General features: G+C 62.8%; 8 protein-coding genes. 4 read left to right on the forward strand and 4 right to left on the reverse strand.

All coding sequences use genetic code 11. The annotated features are described in order from the left end of the window. The first annotated feature begins 28 nt into the window (after positions 1-28). The gene (locus KW842_RS25435) at positions 29-604 is read left to right on the forward strand and encodes a TMEM165/GDT1 family protein (protein ID WP_218306915.1); all 576 of its coding nucleotides are present in this window, start codon (positions 29-31) and stop codon (positions 602-604) included. On the opposite strand, the gene KW842_RS25440 is transcribed toward KW842_RS25435, so the two are convergent. Continuing rightward, positions 575-9262, reverse strand: a complete 8688-nt coding sequence (locus KW842_RS25440) for a GH36-type glycosyl hydrolase domain-containing protein (protein ID WP_218306935.1) — start codon at positions 9260-9262, stop codon at positions 575-577. The genes KW842_RS25435 and KW842_RS25440 overlap by 30 nt on opposite strands. Positions 9263-9439: 177 nt before the next feature. Then, the gene (locus tag KW842_RS25445; protein ID WP_218306916.1) at positions 9440-11530 is read right to left on the reverse strand and encodes an aminotransferase class V-fold PLP-dependent enzyme; all 2091 of its coding nucleotides are present in this window, start codon (positions 11528-11530) and stop codon (positions 9440-9442) included. A gap of 99 nt (positions 11531-11629) precedes the next feature. Between KW842_RS25445 and KW842_RS25450 the strand changes: the two genes are divergently transcribed. The 3 genes from KW842_RS25450 (at position 11630) to KW842_RS25460 (ending at position 15205) form a co-directional block, all read left to right on the forward strand. Beyond that, positions 11630-12106, forward strand: a complete 477-nt coding sequence (locus KW842_RS25450) for an Lrp/AsnC family transcriptional regulator (protein ID WP_218306917.1) — start codon at positions 11630-11632, stop codon at positions 12104-12106. A 48-nt stretch (positions 12107-12154) separates the two neighbouring features. Next, entirely contained in the window at positions 12155-13327 is a 1173-nt protein-coding gene (locus KW842_RS25455) for an HPP family protein (RefSeq protein WP_218306918.1), read from the forward strand. 72 nt (positions 13328-13399) lie between these two features. Beyond that, positions 13400-15205 carry a DUF885 family protein gene (locus tag KW842_RS25460; protein ID WP_218306919.1) on the forward strand — a complete coding sequence of 602 codons (1806 nt, stop codon included), beginning with the start codon at positions 13400-13402 and terminating at the stop codon, positions 15203-15205. Between the two features lie 68 nt (positions 15206-15273). On the opposite strand, the gene KW842_RS25465 is transcribed toward KW842_RS25460, so the two are convergent. Both KW842_RS25465 and rpoC read right to left on the reverse strand, forming a co-directional pair. After that, positions 15274-15891 carry an ArsR family transcriptional regulator gene (locus KW842_RS25465; RefSeq protein ID WP_218306920.1) on the reverse strand — a complete coding sequence of 206 codons (618 nt, stop codon included), beginning with the start codon at positions 15889-15891 and terminating at the stop codon, positions 15274-15276. A gap of 115 nt (positions 15892-16006) precedes the next feature. Beyond that, entirely contained in the window at positions 16007-20239 is a 4233-nt protein-coding gene (gene rpoC / locus KW842_RS25470; protein WP_218306921.1) for a DNA-directed RNA polymerase subunit beta', read from the reverse strand. Positions 20240-20293: the final 54 nt, after the last annotated feature.

The raw sequence follows: 20293 nt of genomic DNA on the forward strand, positions 1-20293 counted from the left end.
ACCGTTCCGGCCCGCGTACTCTCAGATCATGGAAGCATTCTTCGTCTCTACCGGCATCGTCGCCCTCGCAGAAATCGGCGACAAAACCCAGCTACTCGCGTTTGTACTCGCCGCCAGGTTCCGCCGTCCCTTACCGATCGTCGCCGCGATCTTCGTCGCCACCATTGCCAATCACGCATTTGCCGCCGCCATCGGCGCCTGGATCACCAGCCTGCTGGGACCCGAGCTATTGCGCTGGGTGCTGGGCGCGTCGTTCCTGGCGATGGCGGCATGGACGCTGGTGCCGGACAAACTGGACGAGGAAGAAACCCATCTGGCCCGATATGGCGTGTTCCTCACCACGCTGATCGCCTTCTTCCTGGCGGAGATGGGCGACAAGACCCAGGTCGCCACCGTGGCGCTGGCGGCCCGCTACCACAGCATGCTGGCGGTGGTGGCCGGCACCACCTTGGGCATGATGCTGGCCAACGTGCCGGCCGTGTACTTCGGCGACAAGATCGCCAACAAGATCTCGCTCAAGCTGGTGCACGGCATCGCCGCGCTGATCTTCGCGGCGCTGGGCGTGGCCACGCTGCTAGGTGCCGGCGCCAGCCTGGGTGTCTGACGCCGGCACCAGCAGCTCGACGCGGTGGCTGCGGCCGCTGTCGCGCAGCGCGATGCGGCCATCCGGCTGCGGTTCGCCGTCCACCGACAGCTGCGGCGCCGAGGTCGCGCCTTTGCTGACGCGGATCTCGTAGCTCGCGCTGCCGTAGCGGTAGTGCAGCGTGAAGCTGTCCCACTCCTGCGGCATGCGCGGCTCCAGCTGGAGATGGGTGGCGGTACGCGTCAGGCCCAGTAGCGACTCCAGGATCAGCCGGTACATCCAGCCCGACGAGCCGGTGTACCAGCTCCAGCCGCCGCGTCCCACGTGCGGCGCCACCGCGTACACGTCGGCCGTCACCACATACGGCTCCACCTTGTAGACAGCCGCACCTTCGGCAGTACGGCCATGCATGACCGGATTGATCATCCGCGCCAGCTCCCAGGCGCGCTCGGTGTCGCCCAGCCGCGCGAAGGCCATCGCGGTCCAGATCGCGGCGTGGGTGTACTGGCCGCCGTTCTCGCGCACGCCCGGCACGTAACCACGGATATAACCTGGATTCGGGCCGGCCTTGTCGAACGGCGGATCGAGCAACTGGATGATGCCCGAGTCGCGCCGCACCAGGCGCTGATTGACCTGCTCCATCGCACCGCGCACCCGCACCGGATCGGCGGAGCCGGACAGCACGCCCCAGCTCTGCGAGATCGAATCGATCTGGCATTCCTCGTTGGTGTGCGAACCCAGCGGCGTGCCATCGTCAAAGTAGGCACGGCGATACCATTCGCCGTCCCACGCATTTTGTTCGACGTTGGCGGCGATGCGGCGCGCCTGTTCGCGGCACTCGGCAGAGAACTCGGCGTCGTTGCGCAGGTCCGCCACTTCGGCAAAGCGCTTCAGCACTTCGCACAGGAAGAAGGCCAGCCACACGCTCTCGCCTTTGCCATGCTCGCCGACCTTGTCCATGCCGTCATTCCAGTCGCAGGAACCGATCAGCGGCAAGCCGTGCTGGCCGAAGCGCAGGCCGTTGCGGATGGCGCGCTGGCAGTGGTCATACAGCGTGCCATGCTCGCTGGAGCGGGCCGGCATATCATAGTAGGAATCCTCTTCCGGCTTGACCGCGCGGCCCTCCAGATAAGGTGCGGTTTCATCGAGGATGCTCATGTCGCCGGTGGCAGAGACATAGCGCCAGGCACCCAGCGGCAGCCACAGGTAATCGTCCGAGCAGTGCGTGCGCACGCCCCGGTCCGACGGCGGATGCCACCAGTGCTGCACATCGCCTTCCAGGAACTGGTGCGCGGCGCACAGCATCAACTGATCGCGCAGCAGCTGCGGCTGGGTGTGGATGGTGGCCATCGCGTCCTGCAACTGGTCGCGGAAGCCGAAGGCGCCGCCGGACTGGTAGTAGCCGCTGCGCGCCCAGATGCGGCAGGCGATGGTCTGGTACATCAGCCAGCCGTTGGCGATCACATCCAGTTCCTTCTCCGGCGTTTCGATGCGCACCGCGCCCAGGGTCTGCTCCCAGTGCGCGTGCACCGCCGCCAGTTCCTCGCGCGCCGCCTCGGCGCTGCGGTGCTTCTGTACCAGGCTGCTGGCGTCGGCGTTGCGGCGGCCGGCCACGCCCAGCACGAACACGATCTCGCGTTCCTGGCCCGGCAGCAGCTCGAACGGCGCCTGGATCGCCGCGCAGGCGTCCAGGCCGGCGCCGATCTTACCCGACAGGCGTGAGCGGCGCAGCGCCGCCGGTGCGGCCAGCGTGCCGTTGCGGCCCATGAATTCGGCACGGTCGGCGCTGATGGTGCGCGTAGTGGCGTCGCAGTTGAAGAAGGCGACGCGGCCACTGAACTCGGTGTTATACGGATTGCGGGCAAACAGCGCGCCGCTGACCGGATCGGCCTCGGTGATGATATGCATGCCTGACTTGGAACGCATATCGCCCAGCACCCATTCCACATAGCCGAACGCCGACAGGCGCCGCTGCACCATTGAGTCATTGCGTACCTTGAGCACGGTGTACTTGATCGGCGCATCGAGCGCGACGAAGGTGGTCATCTCGCTGTGGATACCGGCCTCAATGTGTTCGAACACGCTGTAGCCGAAGCCGTGGCGGGTGATGTACTCGCCAGTGCCGCGCGCCGGCAAGGCGGTCGGCGACCAGAACTGCCCGCTCTGCTCATCGCGCAGGTAAAACGCTTCGCCGCTGGCGTCGCTGACCGGATCGTTGTGCCACGGCGTAATGCGGTACTCGTGGGCATTCTCGTGCCAGGTGTAGGCCTGGCCGCTTTCCGAGATCACCGTGCCGAACTGCGGGTTGGCCAGCACGTTCGACCACGGCGCCGGCGTGCGCTGGGTGGCGCTGGTGGTGATCACGTACTCGCGTCCATCCGGGGTGAAGCCGCCAATGCCGTTTTCCAGCACCAGGCCGCGCGCCGGATGGGTGATCGGGCCGGCGCTGGCGTATTCGCCGCGGCCATCGGCCTGCAAAGGCGGCATGCGCAGCGTCGGCGGCGCCGGACGCTTGAGCTGCTCGGCCAGCGTGCCACGCCCATCGCTGATGATGACGCGCGCCACCGATTGCATCAGCACCCGGTCCTCGTTCGGGATCTGGTCGACCAGGCGCACGAAGATCCCGCCCGGCCGGTCGATCGCCTGCGCGTCGATGCCGGAGGCGATCAGGCCGATGATCTGGTCGTGCAGCGCCTGGCGGTAGCCGGAGTTGTCCTCGTACCAGATCACCAGGTCGACCACCAGCCCTTTCAGGCGCCAGTAGGCGTGCGCCTGCACCATCTGGCGCGCCAGCTCGATGTTGGATGCGTCTTTAATCTGTAGCAGCACAATCGGCAGGTCGCCGGAGATCGCGTATGCCCACAGGCCGGACTGGCCGCGCTGGTTCTTGATCAGGGTGGCGGCTTCGGCGCGCAGGCCGGCGTTCGGGTAGATCACCGAATTGGCCAGGCGGCCGTACAGTTGGCCATCCGCCTCGCTGGCGTTGAGCTGGCGCAGCACCACCTGGCTGTGGGTCCACGCCAGTTCAAACACGCGGTCGGCCAGATGGCGGTCCTGGTATTTGTCGATCAGGTGCAGCGCGGTGTCGCGCTGCTCGGCCATGCCGGTGACGATGTCCACCGTCGCAAACTGGTCAGGCTTGAGCGTGATGGTGTAGCGGATGGCCACCACCGGATCGAGCACCGAGCCTTCGCCGCCGCTCAGCGGTCCGGCGTCCAGCATCGCGCCCGGTGCAGCGGCAGTGTTGCCACGGCCGATGAAGCGCGAACGGTCGGTTTCAAAGGACACGCTGCCGACTGGTGCATCGTGCACCATCATCGAATGCATCATCCATGGCGACACCTCATGCGCGCCGCGCGGGCGGCGCGTGCACAGGATGGCGTTTTCCTGCTTGAGGATCTCGGTCTGTACGAACAGCTTGCTGAACGCCGGATGGGCGTTGTCGGCGGCAGCCGGCGCCATCACCACTTCGGCATAGCTGGTGATTTCGATGGTGCGCACGCGGTCCGAATGGTTGGTGATGCGGGTGCGGCGCAATTCGATATCGTCTTCCGGCGACACCACGATTTCGGTGTACAGGTCGATATGGCGGTCGCTGCGGCGGAACTCGGCGCGCCCCTCGGAGAAGATCACTTCGTACTTGCGCGGCTCGACCAGCGTCGGCTGGAAGGTGGTGGACCAGAACTCGCCGTCTTCCACATCGCGCACGTAGCAGAAGTTGCCCCAGTTGTCGCGCGTGCTGTCTTCGCGCCAGCGGGTCACGGCCAGGTCTTTCCAGCGGCTGTAGCTGCCGCCGGAGTTGGTGACCATGACGTGGTAGCGGCCATTCGACAGCAGCTGCGTTTCCGGCACCGGCGTCGAGTGCTGGGTCAGCACGCGCATCGGCATCGCCTGTTCCGGCGCGGTGGCGCGGATCGCCGCCATCTCGGTAGTGTTGGAGTAGAACGCGCCAGCCTGCGGACTGCGTTCCTGCAGCACCAGCAGGGTCGATTGCAGCAGCGGATCGGATTCAAAGCGGCGCTGCATCGGCCGGTCATGCAGCAGATAGCTAAGCGCCAGGAAGCCCATGCCCTGGTGGTGGACCATGAAGGAGCGCACGATGGCGGCGCTCTGGCCGCGCGGCAGGCGCGAAGGCGTGTAGTCGATCGCCTCGTAGAAGCCGTACAAGCCCATATAGCCCAGCTCCGCCATCTTCTGCAGATTGGCGCACGAAGCCTCCGGCTGCACCATCAGTCCCATCATGGTGGCGTATGGCGCGATCACCAGGTCGTCAGCCAGGCCGCGCTTCAGCCCGAGGCCGGGCACGCCGAAGGCGCGGTACTGGTAGTTCATGCCGGCGTCCACGGTGTTATAGCCGGATTCGGAAATCCCCCACGGCACGTTGCGCTGTTTGGCGTAGTCGATTTGCGCGTCGATCACCGACTGGTAGGTCTGATCCAGCAGCGTGCTTGGGTAATTCGGCATCACCAGCAGCGGCATCAGATACTCGAACATTGAGCCGCTCCACGACAGCAGCACCGGCTTGCCGGCCACGATGCACAGCTGGCGTCCCAGCGCGAACCAGTGCTCCTGCGGCAGCTGGCCCTGAGCAATGGCGACAAAGCTGGCCAGCCTTACTTCCGAGGCCAGCAGATCATAATAGCTGGCGTCCAGGCGGCGGTCGGTGACGTTGTAGCCGATCGCCAGCAGATTGGTGGTCGGGTTGTACAGGAAGCCGTATTCCATCTGCGCGAAGGCGCCGCAGCGCTGCGCCAGGTCGGCCAGCGCGCGCATGCGCTCGTGCGCGTTGCTGCTGCCCTGCTCGAACAGTTCGGCCAGGCGCTGCTGGCGATCGCGTTCGTCCGGCGCCAGGTCGGTTGCCGGAATCGATGCGGTGGCGCGCGCCAGCGCGGCCAGTTCGCGCAGCGTCGGCACGCGGGTCATGCTGGTGTCGAAGATGGCTTCGGCAGGCAGCGCGGCCCATGGCGTCAGCGCGGCCAGTTCGTCCAGCGCGGCGCGGCATTGGCGCGCCAGCGAGGTCGCCCACATGGCAGCCGCCTCGCTATGGGTGGCGGCGTGCGGCTGGAATTCATCGGCGGCGGCGCTGGCGCGCAGCAGCCAGCCATGCAGCTGTTGAAGATTGGATGCATCCACCGACGGCGTCAGCGCCGCCAGTACCGCCGTGGCGTCGATCACCGGCACGGCCGGATCGGCCGCTTGTGCGACGGCGCTCAGCGTCTCCTGCAGCACGCGCGCGGTGGCTTCTATGCCTTCGATCATCCGCGCGCCCAGCACCGGCTCGTCGTACAGGCCGGTCAGGCCGGATTGCAGTGTCAGCAGGTGGCCGGCCAGATTGCCGCTGTCCACCGTCGAGATATACACCGGATGCAGCGGCTTGAGCGTCTGCGTGTCATACCAGTTGTAGAAGTGACCGTGATGGCGCTCCAGCTGGTCCATGCTGTTCAGCGTGTTGGCGGTACGCTCCATCATCTGCCCCACCGTGATGTAGCCGAAATCGGCGGCGCTCAGGTTGGCCAGCAAGGCCATGCCGATATTGGTCGGCGAGGTACGGTGCGCGATCACCTGCACCGGATGCTCCTGCATATTATCCGGTGGCAGCCAGTTGTCTTCCGGGCCGACGAAGCGGTCGAAATACGCCCAGGTGCGGCGCGCCAGCTTTTGCAGGAACTGGGTCTGGTCCTGCGACAGCACGGCGCTCTTGCGCTTGATCGGACGGCTGATCCAGTCGGCCACCGCCGGTGCGGCCAGCCAGGCCAGCAGGAACAGTGCGGCAGGCGGCAGGCTGGCAGGACGCCAGCCCAGCAGCCAGCCGCCCATGAACAGCGCCAGTACCGGCGCGATCCACATGGTGCGCCAGGTGCTGACGCTGCCGTCGGCCTGGCGGCTCAGCGCCGAGGCGCGCCACTCCAGCAGGCGGCGATGCGAGACATAAGAACGCCACAGGCTGCGCAGGATGGCATCCATGCTGAAGTAGGCTTCGTAAGGCAGGAACACCAGCATCAGGATCGCATGCGAGAACTGCATTCCGGCGCGGCGCACCGAGGCGCGCACGTGCTGGCTCCACAAGGTGTCCTGCGGGCGGCGGCACAGGTCGTACAGCATGCTGACCAGCGGCGGCAGGAAGATCACCGCCAGCACGGCGCCGGTCCACAGCCACGGGTCGGGTAGCCAGCGCCACGCAGTGATCAGCGACAGCACCAGCGCCGGCGCGGTCAGGCTGCGGCGCAGATTGTCGAACAGCTTCCAGCGCGACAGTAGCGACAGCGGATTTTTCTCGCGCTTGCCGCCCTGGCCCGGCACGCGGCCGGCCAGCCACGAGAGCAGCTGCCAGTCGCCGCGTATCCAGCGCTGGCGGCGCGTCACGTCTTCGCTGTAGCGGGTCGGATAGGCCTCATACAGCTGCGCGTCGCTCAGCAGGCCGGCGCGCAGATAGCAGCCTTCCAGCAGATCGTGACTGAGGATTTTGTTTTCCGGCAGACGGCCACCCAGCACCTGCTCAAACACGTCGATATCGTAAATGCCCTTGCCGATGAAGGAGCCTTCAAAGAACACGTCCTGGTACACATCGGATACCGTACGGGTGTAGGGATCGATGCCCGGCTCGCCGCCGCACAGTTTCTCGTAGCGCGAGGCGTCCTCGCTCGGCAGCGCCACCGCCACGCGCGGTTGCAGAATGCCATAGCCTTCGGTCACGCGGCGGCGCTGCATGTCCACCCGTGGGCGGTTCAGCGGATGCTGCATGGTGGCGATGAACTGCGCTGCCGCATCGCGCGGCAGCTGGGTGTCGGTATCCAGCGTGATCACGTAGCGGATGCTTTCCAGCTCCGAGACATCGCCCGCCACCACCGAGAATTTCTCGCGCGCGCCGCCGCGCAGGAAGCGGTTCAGATCTTCCAGCTTGCCGCGCTTGCGCTCATAAGCCATCCACACGCCTTCCTGCGGATTCCACATGCGCGGACGATGCAGCAGCAGGAACGGGGTATGCGGCGTGCCATTCGCATATTTGTGGTTCAGATGTGCGATGCCGCGCTTCATCTGCTCGATCAGCGCATCGTCGTTGGGCATTTTCTCCACGCGCGCATCGGCAAAGTCGGTCAGCAGGCAGAACTTCAGGTTGGGGTCGCGGTTGGCCAGGAAGCGCACTTCCATCTGCTCGAACAGATCCTCGATATTCTCCTTGCTGTACACCAGTGTCGGCACCACCACGATGGCGCGCGCGTCGGCCGGTATGCCTTCCTTGAAGTCCATGCGCGGCAAGGGATGCGGACGGGTGACCAGCGTCGCCACCCAGTTGACCAGGCTTAGCGCCAGCTGGCTGCTGCCCAGCAGCGCCAGTACGCCCAGCGCCACCAGCACGCCGCCATGTACGCCGTGATAAGCGGCGCGCTCCAGCAGCAGCGCGGTGGCAACCAGCGCGATCGCGGCGATGGCGCCCAGGTAAGAGGTCAGCGGCGAAGCGCGCGAGGTTTGCTGGAAGGCCTCGCTCAGAGGGCGGCGCATGCCGGCCTGCTTTTCCAGCGCGGCCAGGCCGCCACCTATCAGGTAGAAGCCCACGTGGCCATGGCGCGCATCGCCCTTGCCGTGATGGGCCTGCGCCAGCGCCAAGGCCTGCTGCGCCACTTCCACTTCGGTAAAGCGCGAGCGCTTGGCGATTTTTTCGATGGTGTGGCGATACTGGTCGCGCGTGGCGAATTCCATCTTGCCGTAGATATCGGCCGGGTCCTGGCGCAGCGTCTGCTCCACCACACTCATGGTTTCGACGAACTCCTGCCAGTCCATGGTGCCAAGGAAGCGCAGACTGCCGATGCTGTTGGCGATCGATACCTGTTCCGCAGCCTGCAGTTGAATCTCGGCCTGGATCTGCTGCTCGATGGTCTGGCCGGATTCGGCCAGGCGGTGCGTGATCCAGGTCAGCGCCAAGGTCAGCGCCGGACTCTGTCCTTGCAGGCGGCGCGCCAGCTCGGCGACGAAGGCGCTGGTGATCGGCGGATTGGAGCGCGCCATGTCCGCCACCATCAGGATCAGGCCACTCGGATTTTTCTCGGCGACCTCAGTCATCTGATCGGCCCAGCTATTGGCCAGGTCGCGCTGGATGCGGTTTTCAGCGACACGCGCGGCGACGCGGCGCAAGTTCTCGATCAACGCCAGGCGCAGCATGATCGGAATCGCCCACAACTCGCCCAGCTTCAGCGTGGCGACTTCCTGATAGGCGTCAACGAAGCGGCACAGCGATTCCGGATCAACCCGGCCATCGCCATGCGAAATAATTTCCAGTGCAATTTTGTAGACGCGCGGGCAGCCGTCCGACGCGCCTTTGCCGAGGCGCGGCAATTCCTTGCTGTAATCCTTCGGCAGGTGGCGACGGGCAATGCGTATCTGTTCTTCGATTAAATAGAAATTGTCCAGCAGCCATTCGGAGGCTGGCGTGATCTGGCGCCCGGCCTTGATGGCGGCGGTCAGCTCATCGCAGGTGGAATCGATGACGGCGGCATTTTCTGTCAGGCGCGACAACAGGCGGTCGCGGCCGCCTCGTTTGCTCAGTTCGTGGTGTTGCGCCAGTGTTTTACCGTGCGCCGCCATTTGTGCAGCGCTAAAAAGTTCCGCCCGCAGCGGTAAATCCTCATCGTCTTCGTCACTGACTAAAGCGCCGGCTTGGGATTCGCGGAACCCGAGTGTCATCTCGGGTAGCAGGGGATTGGACTTGTTCAACTTGGACCTCGCTTCGAATCTGCGAATGGAAAATTATGGGCCAAGCAATCGTACGGGGGCGCACGGAACGGAACTGTACGGTGACGTACATAACGAAGTCAGCAATAGCAGTCAGCAAAAAAAAATCGGGGGACTGGCCCCCGATGCTTATGCGGCAAGCGGAAGCGGTGTGGCGAGCGCGAGGCCGCCGTTGAGGCTGTAGGCTTGTTGATGGCCGAGACGGCGCAGGCATTGCGCCGCTTTCATGCTGCGGTTGCCGCTGCGGCAGAAGAACACCAGCGGCGTCTGTTCTTCCTGTATCCAGACGCTGGCAAATTCGGCCAGGCGGCTTAGCGGCACGCTCAAGGCAACGCGGCCGGCCGGCGCTGGCGCGATGGTGGCGGCGAACTCATACGGCTCGCGCACGTCCACCAGCCGCGTGGTCGGATGCGCTTGCAGGAAAGAGTCCAGCGCACTGCTGTTGAGTTGCGCATCAGCAGCGATGATTGCCGGTGAGCTTGTCTTCATGCTGATGCAGAACTGATTCTGTTCATCACGCGTCGGGCACAGCAGCGTACGTTCGGTGCTGATGTCCTGCAGAGCCTGCTGCGCCGGGCGTGCGCTGAACGCAAAGCGTACCGACTCTGCCGGCAAGCACTGCTGCTCCGTCGCGCCCAGCAGGTAGACACGCAACTCGTCGCCGGTGCCGCCAGACACGCTGGCCAGCGCTTGCGCACCGAGCTTGATGGCGCTGGCGGTGGCGCCGTTTTCCAGCGTGATCTGGCCGGCGTTGGCGGGCCAGCCGTAATGGTCGGCGCCGGTGGCGCGGTTGAAGTGGCGGCCCAGCGCTTCGATCAGCATGGCGCGGCCGGCGTTCGGCAAGGTGCTGACTACCGCCTGCACCTGATAGTTCTGGCAGCGCACATAAGCTTCGATGCGCGCCGTGTGATCCGGCAAGGGATCGATGACGATGCAGCTGCGGCTGGCGGCGTCCAGCACCATCCAGCTGCAACTGCCTTCTACGCCGAGTTGCAGCAAGCCGTCATGCGGCACGGCGGTGCGATCGGACGGAATCAGACAGCTGGCGCGCAGGGCGGCGCCGCAACGCTCGATGCGCGCGCAAGCGGCGGCGATGGTCGCTTCGTCGGCCAGCGGACCGAAGGACATGCGGATCGCACCAGCGCTGCGCCACAGCGGTAGCCCCATGGCGTCCAGCACATAACTAGGTGCGGCTTTGGACGACGAGCAGGCGCTGCCGGCGCTGACACGCACTTCGGCCGCGTCGAATACGTCCATCAGTTCGCGGCTCGACAGGCCGGGCACGGCAAAATTCAGCGTGGTCGGCAAGGCCATATCGAAGGGATTGTTGAACACCACGCCAGGCAAGGCGGCGCGCAGGCTGTCTGCCAGCCGCGCGCGGAAACTGCACAGGTCGGCCTGCGAGCGGAAGGTGTCGCCGCGCTCCAGTGCCGCCAGCACCACGCCCAGCGCGGCGATGCCGGCCATGTTTTCCGTGCCCGAGCGCTGGCCGCTTTCCTGGCCGCCGCCCATGATCAGCGGTGTGAACGGCGCGCCGGCGCGCACGTACAACATGCCGATGCCTTTCGGTGCATGCAGCTTATGGCCGGAGAACGGCGCGTAATCGATGCGGGTAGACGACAGATCCAGCTTCAGCTTGCCCAGCGCCTGAACGCAGTCAACCATCCAGCTAGCCTGGCAGGCGGTTTCGCCCAGCACGGCTTCGATGCCGGCCAGATCGGTGATTACGCCGGTTTCATTATTGGCGGCCATGGTGCACAGCATCGCCGTCTGGCCGGCGATCGCGCGCAGCGCGGACAGGCTATGCTTGCCATTGTGGTCGACCGGCAGCTTGTGCAGCGTCAGGTTCAGGCCCAGCAGGCGGTTCCAGTGCGCCAGGCTTTCCGGCACTGCCTTGTGTTCGGTGGCGCCGTAGACCAGCAGGCTGCCAATCGCCTCGCCAGCGTCGCGGCGTTCGCGCAGCGCGTACAGCGCCGACAGCACGGCGGTCTGGATGCCTTCGGTGGCGCCGCTGTTGAACATCAGCCGGCCGGGACCGACGCCCAGCAGGCGCACGGCACAGGCGCGCGCCTCGTCCAGGAGCACCTTGGCCTTGAGGCCGGTGGCGTGGGTGCTGCTGGGATTGCCGTAGCGCTGGCCCATGGTGTCGGTGGCGGCGGCTATGGCGGCTGGCAGAACAACGCTGGTGGCGTTGCTGTCGAGATAGATTTCAGTAGTCATCCATATAGCTTACTCACTTATGCGGAAATAGTCGTACCAAAATTCTGCGGCCACCCGTAATATAGAGAGGATTTATCCTATCTTTACGTGAAAATTGGAATGAATACACTTGACCGTTATGACTACGCCATTCTCGACGCCCTGCAACGGGACGGTACGCTGTCGGTTGCCCAGCTCAGCGAGCAAGTAGGTTTGTCCTCCACGCCGTGCTGGAAGCGGCTACGCCGGCTGGAAGAGGAAGGCTATATCGAGAACCGGGTCGCCATCGTCAACCGCCGCAAGGTTGGCTTGCCGGTGACGGTGTTTGTCAGCATCCGCACCACCCAGCACGATGAAAAGTGGTTTGCGCGCTTTTCGGCCGCCGTGGCGGCGTTGCCGGAAGTGCAGGAATTCCACCGCATGAGCGGCGACGTTGATTATCTTTTGAAGGTGGTTACCAGCGATATCGAAGGGTATGACCGGTTTTATAAGAAATTGATTAAATCCGTGCAGCTCACCGGGGTGTCCTCGGCGTTCTCGATGGAGCAAATCAAGATCACGACATCCTTGCCGCTGGGGCTGGTTTCGCACCAATAAGGTGCGATCATGCGATAATGGTCTATTTCAAATACTTGATTTGGATCAATGCGCGCCTTCTTTGAAAGCTGGCTGCCCAGCGCCCCCACCGCCAATCGCCGCGAGCAATTGCGCGCTTCCGCCGGCGCCCTGCTCGGCATCATGCTGACCGCCCTGCTCAGCCATGCCTTGCTGCACAACACCCATGCCGCGATTTTCCTGGTCGCCCCGATAGGCGCGTCCTCGGTGCTGCTGTTCGCGCTGCCGGGCAGTCCGCTGGCGCAACCGTGGTCTGTGGTCGGCGGCAATGTCGTCAGCGGCCTGGCCGGTACCGCCTGCGTGCACTGGTTCGGCGACAGCCTGCCCTTGCCCGCGCTGGCCGGCCTGGCCTGCGGCGGCGCGATTGCCGCCATGTTCGTCACCCGCTGTCTGCACCCGCCCGGCGGCGCGGTAGCGCTGACCACGGTGATCGGCGGCCCGGCCGTGCACGCGGCTGGCTATGAATTCGTGCTGATGACGGTGATGGCCGATTCGATCCTGCTGGTGCTGATGGCGATTACCTATAACAATCTGACTGGCCGCAGCTATCCGCATGTCCAGCAGAACGCCCACGCCAACCCGCACGCCACCAAGGATGCGGTGCCGACCGTGCGCCTCGGCTTCAAGCCGGAAGACCTGGACGCGGTGCTGCAACAGCACAACCAGGTGCTGGACATCAGCCGCGACGACCTGGAATCGCTGTTCATGCAGACCGAGCAGCGCGCCTACCAGCGCCGCTTCGGCATCATCAACTGCGCCGACATCATGTCGCGCGACATCGTCAGCGCCGAATTCGGCACCGGGCTGGAAGTGGCCTGGCAGGAAATGCGCAAGCACCACGTGGTGTGCCTGCCGGTGCTGAACCGGGCGCGGCGCATCATCGGCATCGTCACCCAGACCGACTTCCTCAACCACGGGGGACTGGACAGCTATGGCGGCATCCGCCAGCAACTGCAGGGATTCCTACGCAAAAGCGGCGTAACCCACACCGAAAAAGCCGAGGTGGTCGGGCAGATCATGACCCACCACCCGACCACCGCGCGGGTCGATACGCCGATTGTCGACCTGGTGCCGCTGATGGCCGACTCCGGCTTCCATCACATCCCTATCGTCGACGAAGAGCAGCGCTTCGTCGGTCTTGTGACCCAATCCGACCTGGTGGCGGCGCTGTACGAGAGCCGTTTTGCCGAAGCGGCGACCTGATACAAATTTGTCTCCGCGCCTGGTCCTTGATGGCTTATGCTAGCGGCCAACTAAGTTACATCAAGGACAGACATGACTTCTCGCCGCCCCCTCCTCGTCCCTATCGCCGCTGCGCTGGCATTCGCTTTTTCCCCGCTGGGCCATGCCGCCGTGCCGGCCGGCAAGGTCAGCGCCGAAGTGGCCGCCTCGGCCAATAAAAACCTGCTGGCGATTGCCGACGACTACTATAACGCGGTCGCCCGCTTCGAACCCATCGGCGCCACCGAGAACGGCGATAACCGCTTTGACGATCAGCTGGGCCTGAGCATCTCGCCGGCCAAGCGCGCCGCACAATTCAAGCTGTACCGCAGCTTCGCCAAGCGCCTGCAAGCCATCAGCCCGCACCAGCTGGATCAGCAAGGCCGCATCAACTACGACATCCTGAAGTACGAGCTGAACGGCCTGATCGCGATGGAGCGCTTCCCCGAGCATCTGCTGCCGATCAACCAGATGGACAGCGTACCGGTCACCCTGGCCAATTACGCCGGCGGCGAGGCTTCCCAGCCTATCGGCACAGTCAAGGAATACGATGCCTACCTGAGCCGCCTGGCGCAGATGCCAGCGTGGATCGATCAGGCCATCTCCAATATGCGTCTGGGCGTGAAGAAAGGCATCACGCAGCCTAAGGCCATCATGGTGTCCGGCCTGCCGCAGTTCCAGAAACTGGTCAGCGCGACGCCGGAAGCCAGCATCTACTACACGCCGATCAGCAAGCTGCCTGCCTCCTTCTCCGACACCGACAAGCAGCGCCTGACCGCCGCCTACCGCAAGACCATCCATGACAAGGTAATGCCGGCCATCGCCCGCCTGGCGACCTTCCTGGAAAAAGAATATGTGCCGGCCTGCCGCACCACGACCGGCCTGGGTGCGCTGCCGGACGGCGCGGCCTGGTATCAGGCGCGTGTCGCCAACGCTACCACTACGTCGCTCAAACCGGATGAAATCCACGCCATCGGCCTGAAAGAAGTCGCGCGCATCCAGTCGCAATTTGAGGTGCTGGGTCCGAAACTGGGCTACAGCGGTCCCGCCGCCGGCCTGCCGGTATGGGTGGCGGCGCAGCCGAAGTTCTTCCCGTTCAAAACTGAGGATGAAGTGCAGGCCGTGTTCCACAAGCTGAACGATGTGCTGGACACCAAGCTGCCAGCCATGTTCACGCTGCTGCCGAAGGCCAAGCTGGACCTGCGCCTGGAACCAGAGCTGAGCCGTGCCACCGCGTCCGACCACTACACCGCGCCGGCCGGCGACGGTTCGCGTCCGGGTGTGTTCTGGTCGGTGGTCAACGATCCGACCAAATACGGCAGCACCGGCATGACCACGCTATTCCTGCATGAAGGCAAGCCAGGCCACCACTTCCACATCGCGCTGATGCAGGAGCTGAACCTGCCGAACTTCCGCAAGTTCGGCGGCAACAATGCCTTCACCGAAGGCTGGGCGCTGTATTCGGAAACGCTGGGCAAGGAGATGGGCTTGTTTGAAGATCCGGCGCAATACTTCGGCCACCTGAACGACGAGCTGCTGCGCGCCACCCGCCTGGTGGTCGATACCGGCATGCACGCCAAGGGCTGGACCCGCGAGCAAAGCATCAAGTACATGCAGGACACACTGGGCTATACCGACTACGCCAAGAGTGAAACCGAGCGCTATATGGCGTGGCCGGGCCAGGCGCTGGGCTATAAAGTCGGTTCGCTGAAGATCCAGGAACTGCGCGCGCGCGCCGAGAAGGCGCTGGGCGACAAGTTCAGCCTGCCGGCCTTCCACGCAGTGGTGCTGGGCGACGGCACGGTGCCGCTGGCGCTGCTGGAAGAGAAAGTCGATCACTGGATCGCCAGCCAGCGCTAAGGTCGTCCTCGCGCAAACGGGCCCCATGCTGAGTATCGGGCCCCGCTTGCGCGGGAACGACGGCGGCCTTATCCCAGCATTTGCTGGTTGGCTTCTTCGCCGCTGACTTTTTCCAGATCCGTTTCATCGCCCAAAACATAAATCTTTTGACCGCGTAAAACTTCCAGAATAAATGGCTGCTGCTCGCGCAGACGGCGTTTAAAATCGGGAATGGAATAAAGATTAGGATTGATCTTGCGGCGTAATAAACGCTCGGCCACCGGCAGGCGGGATAATAATTCGCCATAGCTGGTGTTATCGCCGATCAGCAACAATTCAACCGGCGTATCCATATTCTCTTGTTCCTTGGCGGTGGCGCCATAAACAAACGCCACATTCAGCACATGTTGCAACGGCGCCAGCGCAGAATTCAACACGCTCACCAGGCCAAAGGTTTTTTTCACCAGGCCGCTCAATTCACCAAACACGATGCAATCCTTGTTCGGCTTGAAGCGCCGCACATTGCCGATCCGCTCAGACACAATCACGCCCGACTCATGCAGCCGCTTCAGTTCGCGCTGTGCTGATGCACTGCCCAGGCCGGTCAGCCGCATGATCTCATTCAAGTGAAATCCTTGGTTAACACGTACAAACAGTAAGCCCAGCAGTTTCTGCTGGGCAGGGGTGAAGAGGGCTTGAGCGATCATAGCCAAATCTTAGCATGAGCGCTCAACTTTCTGGCATGGATATATAGGCAGCGGCCACAGCACAGACGAAAAAAAACGGCACCCGAAGGTGCCGTTTTTATTATGCGACTTTAGATTACGCTTCGCCGTCGTGCGGGGCAACCGTTTCGGCTGCTTCCACATCGCCGCCGGACATGGCGGCTTTTTCAGCTGCCAGCAGCGCTTGACGCTCTTCGACTTCCCACTGCTCTTTCTCTTTGCGAGCGCGGTGGAAGGCCAGACCGGTACCGCCTGGGATCAGACGGCCAACGATGACGTTTTCTTTCAGGCCACGCAGACCATCGCGTTTGCCCATGATCGCTGCTTCGGTCAGCACGCGGGTGGTTTCCTGGAACGATGCGGCCGAGATGAACGAGTCAGTCGACAGCGACGCTTTGGTAATACCCAGCAGAACGTTCTCGTAGGTCGCAGGAATCTTGTTCTCTGCGGTAACGCGATCATTCTCGTCCAGCAGTTCCGAACGCTCAACCTGCTCGCCAACGATGTAGTTGGTGTCGCCGGCATTGACGATCTGAACACGACGCAGCATCTGACGCACGATCACTTCGATGTGCTTGTCGTTAATCTTCACGCCCTGCAGACGGTACACGTCCTGCACTTCGTCAACGATGTAGCGTGCCAGCGCTTCGATACCCAGCAGGCGCAGGATGTCTTGCGGATCGGCTGGGCCGTCAACAATCATCTCACCCTTGTTCACCACCTGGCCATCGTGGACCAGCACTTGTTTATCCTTGGTAATCAGGAACTCGTGCTTGTTACCGTCCATGTCGGTAATTTCCAGACGCTGCTTACCTTTGGTTTCTTTACCGAAGGCCACAGTACCGGTCACTTCCGCCAGCATGCCCGCATCTTTCGGCGAACGTGCTTCGAACAGTTCGGCAACACGTGGCAGACCACCGGTAATGTCACGGGTTTTCTGCGATTCGGTCGGGATACGCGCCAGAACCTCACCCACGGACACTTGCTGGCCGTCTTTCACCATGATCAGCGCGCCAACCTGGAAGCCGATCGCTACAGCGTGTTCGGTGCCGGCGATCTTCACTTCGTTGCCATCTTCGTTCAGCAGTTTGACCTGTGGACGCAGGGTCTTGGTCAGCGAACCACGACGCTTCGCATCGATCACCACCAGGGTAGCCAGACCGGTCACTTCGTCCACCTGACGGGCCACGGTCACGCCTTCTTCGACGTTCTCGAAACGCACCGTACCAGCGTACTCGGTGATGATCGGACGGGTCAGCGGATCCCAAGTTGCCAGTGCAGTACCGGCCTTGATGACCATGCCATCCTTGACGATCAGAGTCGCGCCGTACGGCACTTTGTGACGCTCGCGCTCACGGCCATGGTCGTCGGTGATCAGCACTTCGCCCGAACGGGAAATGACGATTTGCGCGCCCTTGCCGTTGGTGACGTAACGCATGGTCGAGGTGAAACGGATGGTACCGTTCGACTTCGCTTCGACCGACGATGCCACTGCTGCACGCGATGCCGCACCACCAATGTGGAAGGTACGCATGGTCAGCTGGGTACCCGGCTCACCAATCGACTGCGCTGCCACCACACCGACGGCTTCACCGGAGTTGACCAGCATGCCGCGGCCCAGATCGCGACCGTAGCACTTGGCGCACAGGCCGAAGCGCGTGTCGCAAGTCAGCGGGGTACGGACTTTGACTTCGTCGATGCCCACGCGCTCGATCTCTTCAACCATGTCTTCGTCCAGCAGCGTGCCGGCTTCGTACAGGGTTTCCTGGGTTTCAGGATTGACCACGTCGGTGCCTGCCACACGGCCGAGGATACGGTCGCGCAGGGCTTCGATGACTTCACCGCCCTCAACCATCGCCTTCATCACGGTGCCGTTGCTGGTGCCGCAATCGTCTTCGATGACCACCAGATCCTGGGTCACGTCGACCAGACGACGGGTCAGGTAACCCGAGTTTGCCGTTTTCAGTGCCGTATCCGCCAGACCTTTACGAGCGCCGTGGGTCGAGATGAAGTACTGCAACACGTTCAGACCTTCGCGGAAGTTCGCGGTAATCGGCGTTTCGATAATCGAACCGTCCGGTTTCGCCATCAGACCACGCATACCCGCCAGCTGGCGAATCTGTGCTGCCGAACCACGTGCGCCCGAGTCAGCCATCATGTAAATCGCGTTGAACGATTCCTGGGTCGACTTGGTGCCGTCACGCTTGATGACGTCTTCCACTTTCAGCTGGTCCATCATGGCCTTGCCGACTTCGTCGGAAGTTTTGCCCCAGATGTCGACCACTTTGTTGTAACGCTCGCCAGCGGTCACCAGACCCGAAGCGTACTGCTGCTCGATCTGTTTGACTTCGGACTCTGCAGCCGAAATCAGCGTAACTTTCTGTGGCGGTACCAGCATGTCGTCGACGCAGATCGAAATACCGGCGCGGGTTGCCAGGCGGAAGCCCGACTGCATCAGCTGGTCAGCAAACACGACCGTCGCGCGCAGACCGCACTTACGGAAGGAGGTGTTGATCAGCTTGGAAATTTCTTTCTTTTTCAGCGCGCGATTCAGCACCGAGAAAGGCAGACCTTTCGGCAGGATTTCCGACAGGATGGCACGGCCAACCGTGGTTTCGTAGCGGGTAACGGTACGGACGAATTCGCCCGTTTCGAGATCCTTAGGATTCTCGACGATACGCACCGTGATACGGGTGGTCAGTTCAACCTGCTTGTTGTCGTAGGCACGGATGACTTCCGACACGTCAGGGAACAGCATGCCTTCGTTTTTCGCATTGATCGCTTCGCGGGTCGCGTAGTACAGACCCAGCACGATATCCTGCGAAGGAACGATCGACGGTTCGCCGTTCGATGGGAACAGGATGTTGTTCGAAGCCAGCATCAGGGTGCGGGCTTCCATCTGTGCTTCGATCGACAGCGGAACGTGGACTGCCATCTGGTCACCGTCGAAGTCAGCATTGAATGCCGCGCAAACGAGTGGGTGCAGCTGGATCGCCTTGCCTTCGATCAGGACCGGCTCGAAAGCCTGGATGCCCAGACGGTGCAGGGTTGGTGCACGGTTCAGCATGATCGGGTGTTCGCGGATCACGTCTTCCAGGATGTCCCAGACGACTGGCTCTTGAATCTCGACCAGCTTTTTAGCGGCCTTGATCGTGGTCGCCAGACCCATCAGTTCCAGCTTGTTGAAGATGAATGGCTTGAACAGTTCCAGCGCCATCAGCTTCGGCAGACCGCACTGGTGCAGTTTCAGCTGTGGACCCACCACGATCACCGAACGGCCCGAGTAGTCGACGCGTTTACCCAGCAAGTTCTGACGGAAGCGGCCGCCCTTACCTTTGATCATTTCAGCCAGCGATTTCAGCGGACGCTTGTTGGCGCCGGTCATCGCTTTGCCGCGACGGCCGTTGTCCAGCAGCGAGTCCACTGCTTCTTGCAGCATGCGCTTTTCGTTACGCGTGATGATCTCTGGAGCACGCAGCTCCATCAGACGCTTCAGACGGTTGTTACGGTTGATGACGCGGCGATACAGGTCATTCAGGTCCGAGGTCGCGAAACGGCCGCCGTCCAGTGGCACCAGTGGACGCAGTTCCGGTGGCAGCACCGGCAGCACTTCCATGATCATCCACTCAGGCTTGATGCCCGAACGCTGGAACGCTTCCAGCACTTTCAGACGCTTGGCGTATTTCTTGATCTTGGCTTCGGACTTCGATTCCTTCAGTTCCACGCGCAGGGTTTCGGCATCGCGGTGGATGTCGATCGAGCGCAGCAGTTCGCGGATACCTTCAGCGCCCATGAAGGCGGTGAAGTCGTCGCCGTACTCTTCGTACTTGGCGGCGTAGTCGTCTTCCGACATGATCTGGCACTTTTTCAGCGGGGTCATGCCTGGATCGGTCACGACATAGGCTTCGAAGTACAGCACGCGTTCGATATCGCGCAGGGTCATGTCCAGCACCATACCCAGACGCGACGGCAGCGATTTCAGGAACCAGATGTGGGCGGTTGGCGAAGCCAGTTCGATGTGGCCCATGCGCTCACGGCGCACCTTGGCCAGCGTGACTTCGACGCCGCATTTTTCGCAGATCACGCCGCGGTGTTTCAGGCGTTTGTACTTGCCGCACAGGCATTCGTAGTCCTTGATCGGGCCAAAGATCTTGGCGCAGAACAGACCATCGCGCTCTGGCTTGAAGGTACGGTAGTTGATGGTTTCCGGCTTTTTAACTTCGCCGTAGGACCACGAACGGATTTTTTCAGGCGAGGCGAGACCGATTTTGATCGCGTCAAAGGTCTCGTTCGTCTGTACTTGCTTGAATAGATCGAGCAGTGCTTTCATGTATCACTCCAGGTAGTGATGAATTCTTAAACTGCCCCGCCGGCGATGGCCAGC

This window comes from Duganella sp. sic0402 (assembly GCF_019219065.1).
GTDB lineage: Bacteria > Pseudomonadota > Gammaproteobacteria > Burkholderiales > Burkholderiaceae_D > Rugamonas.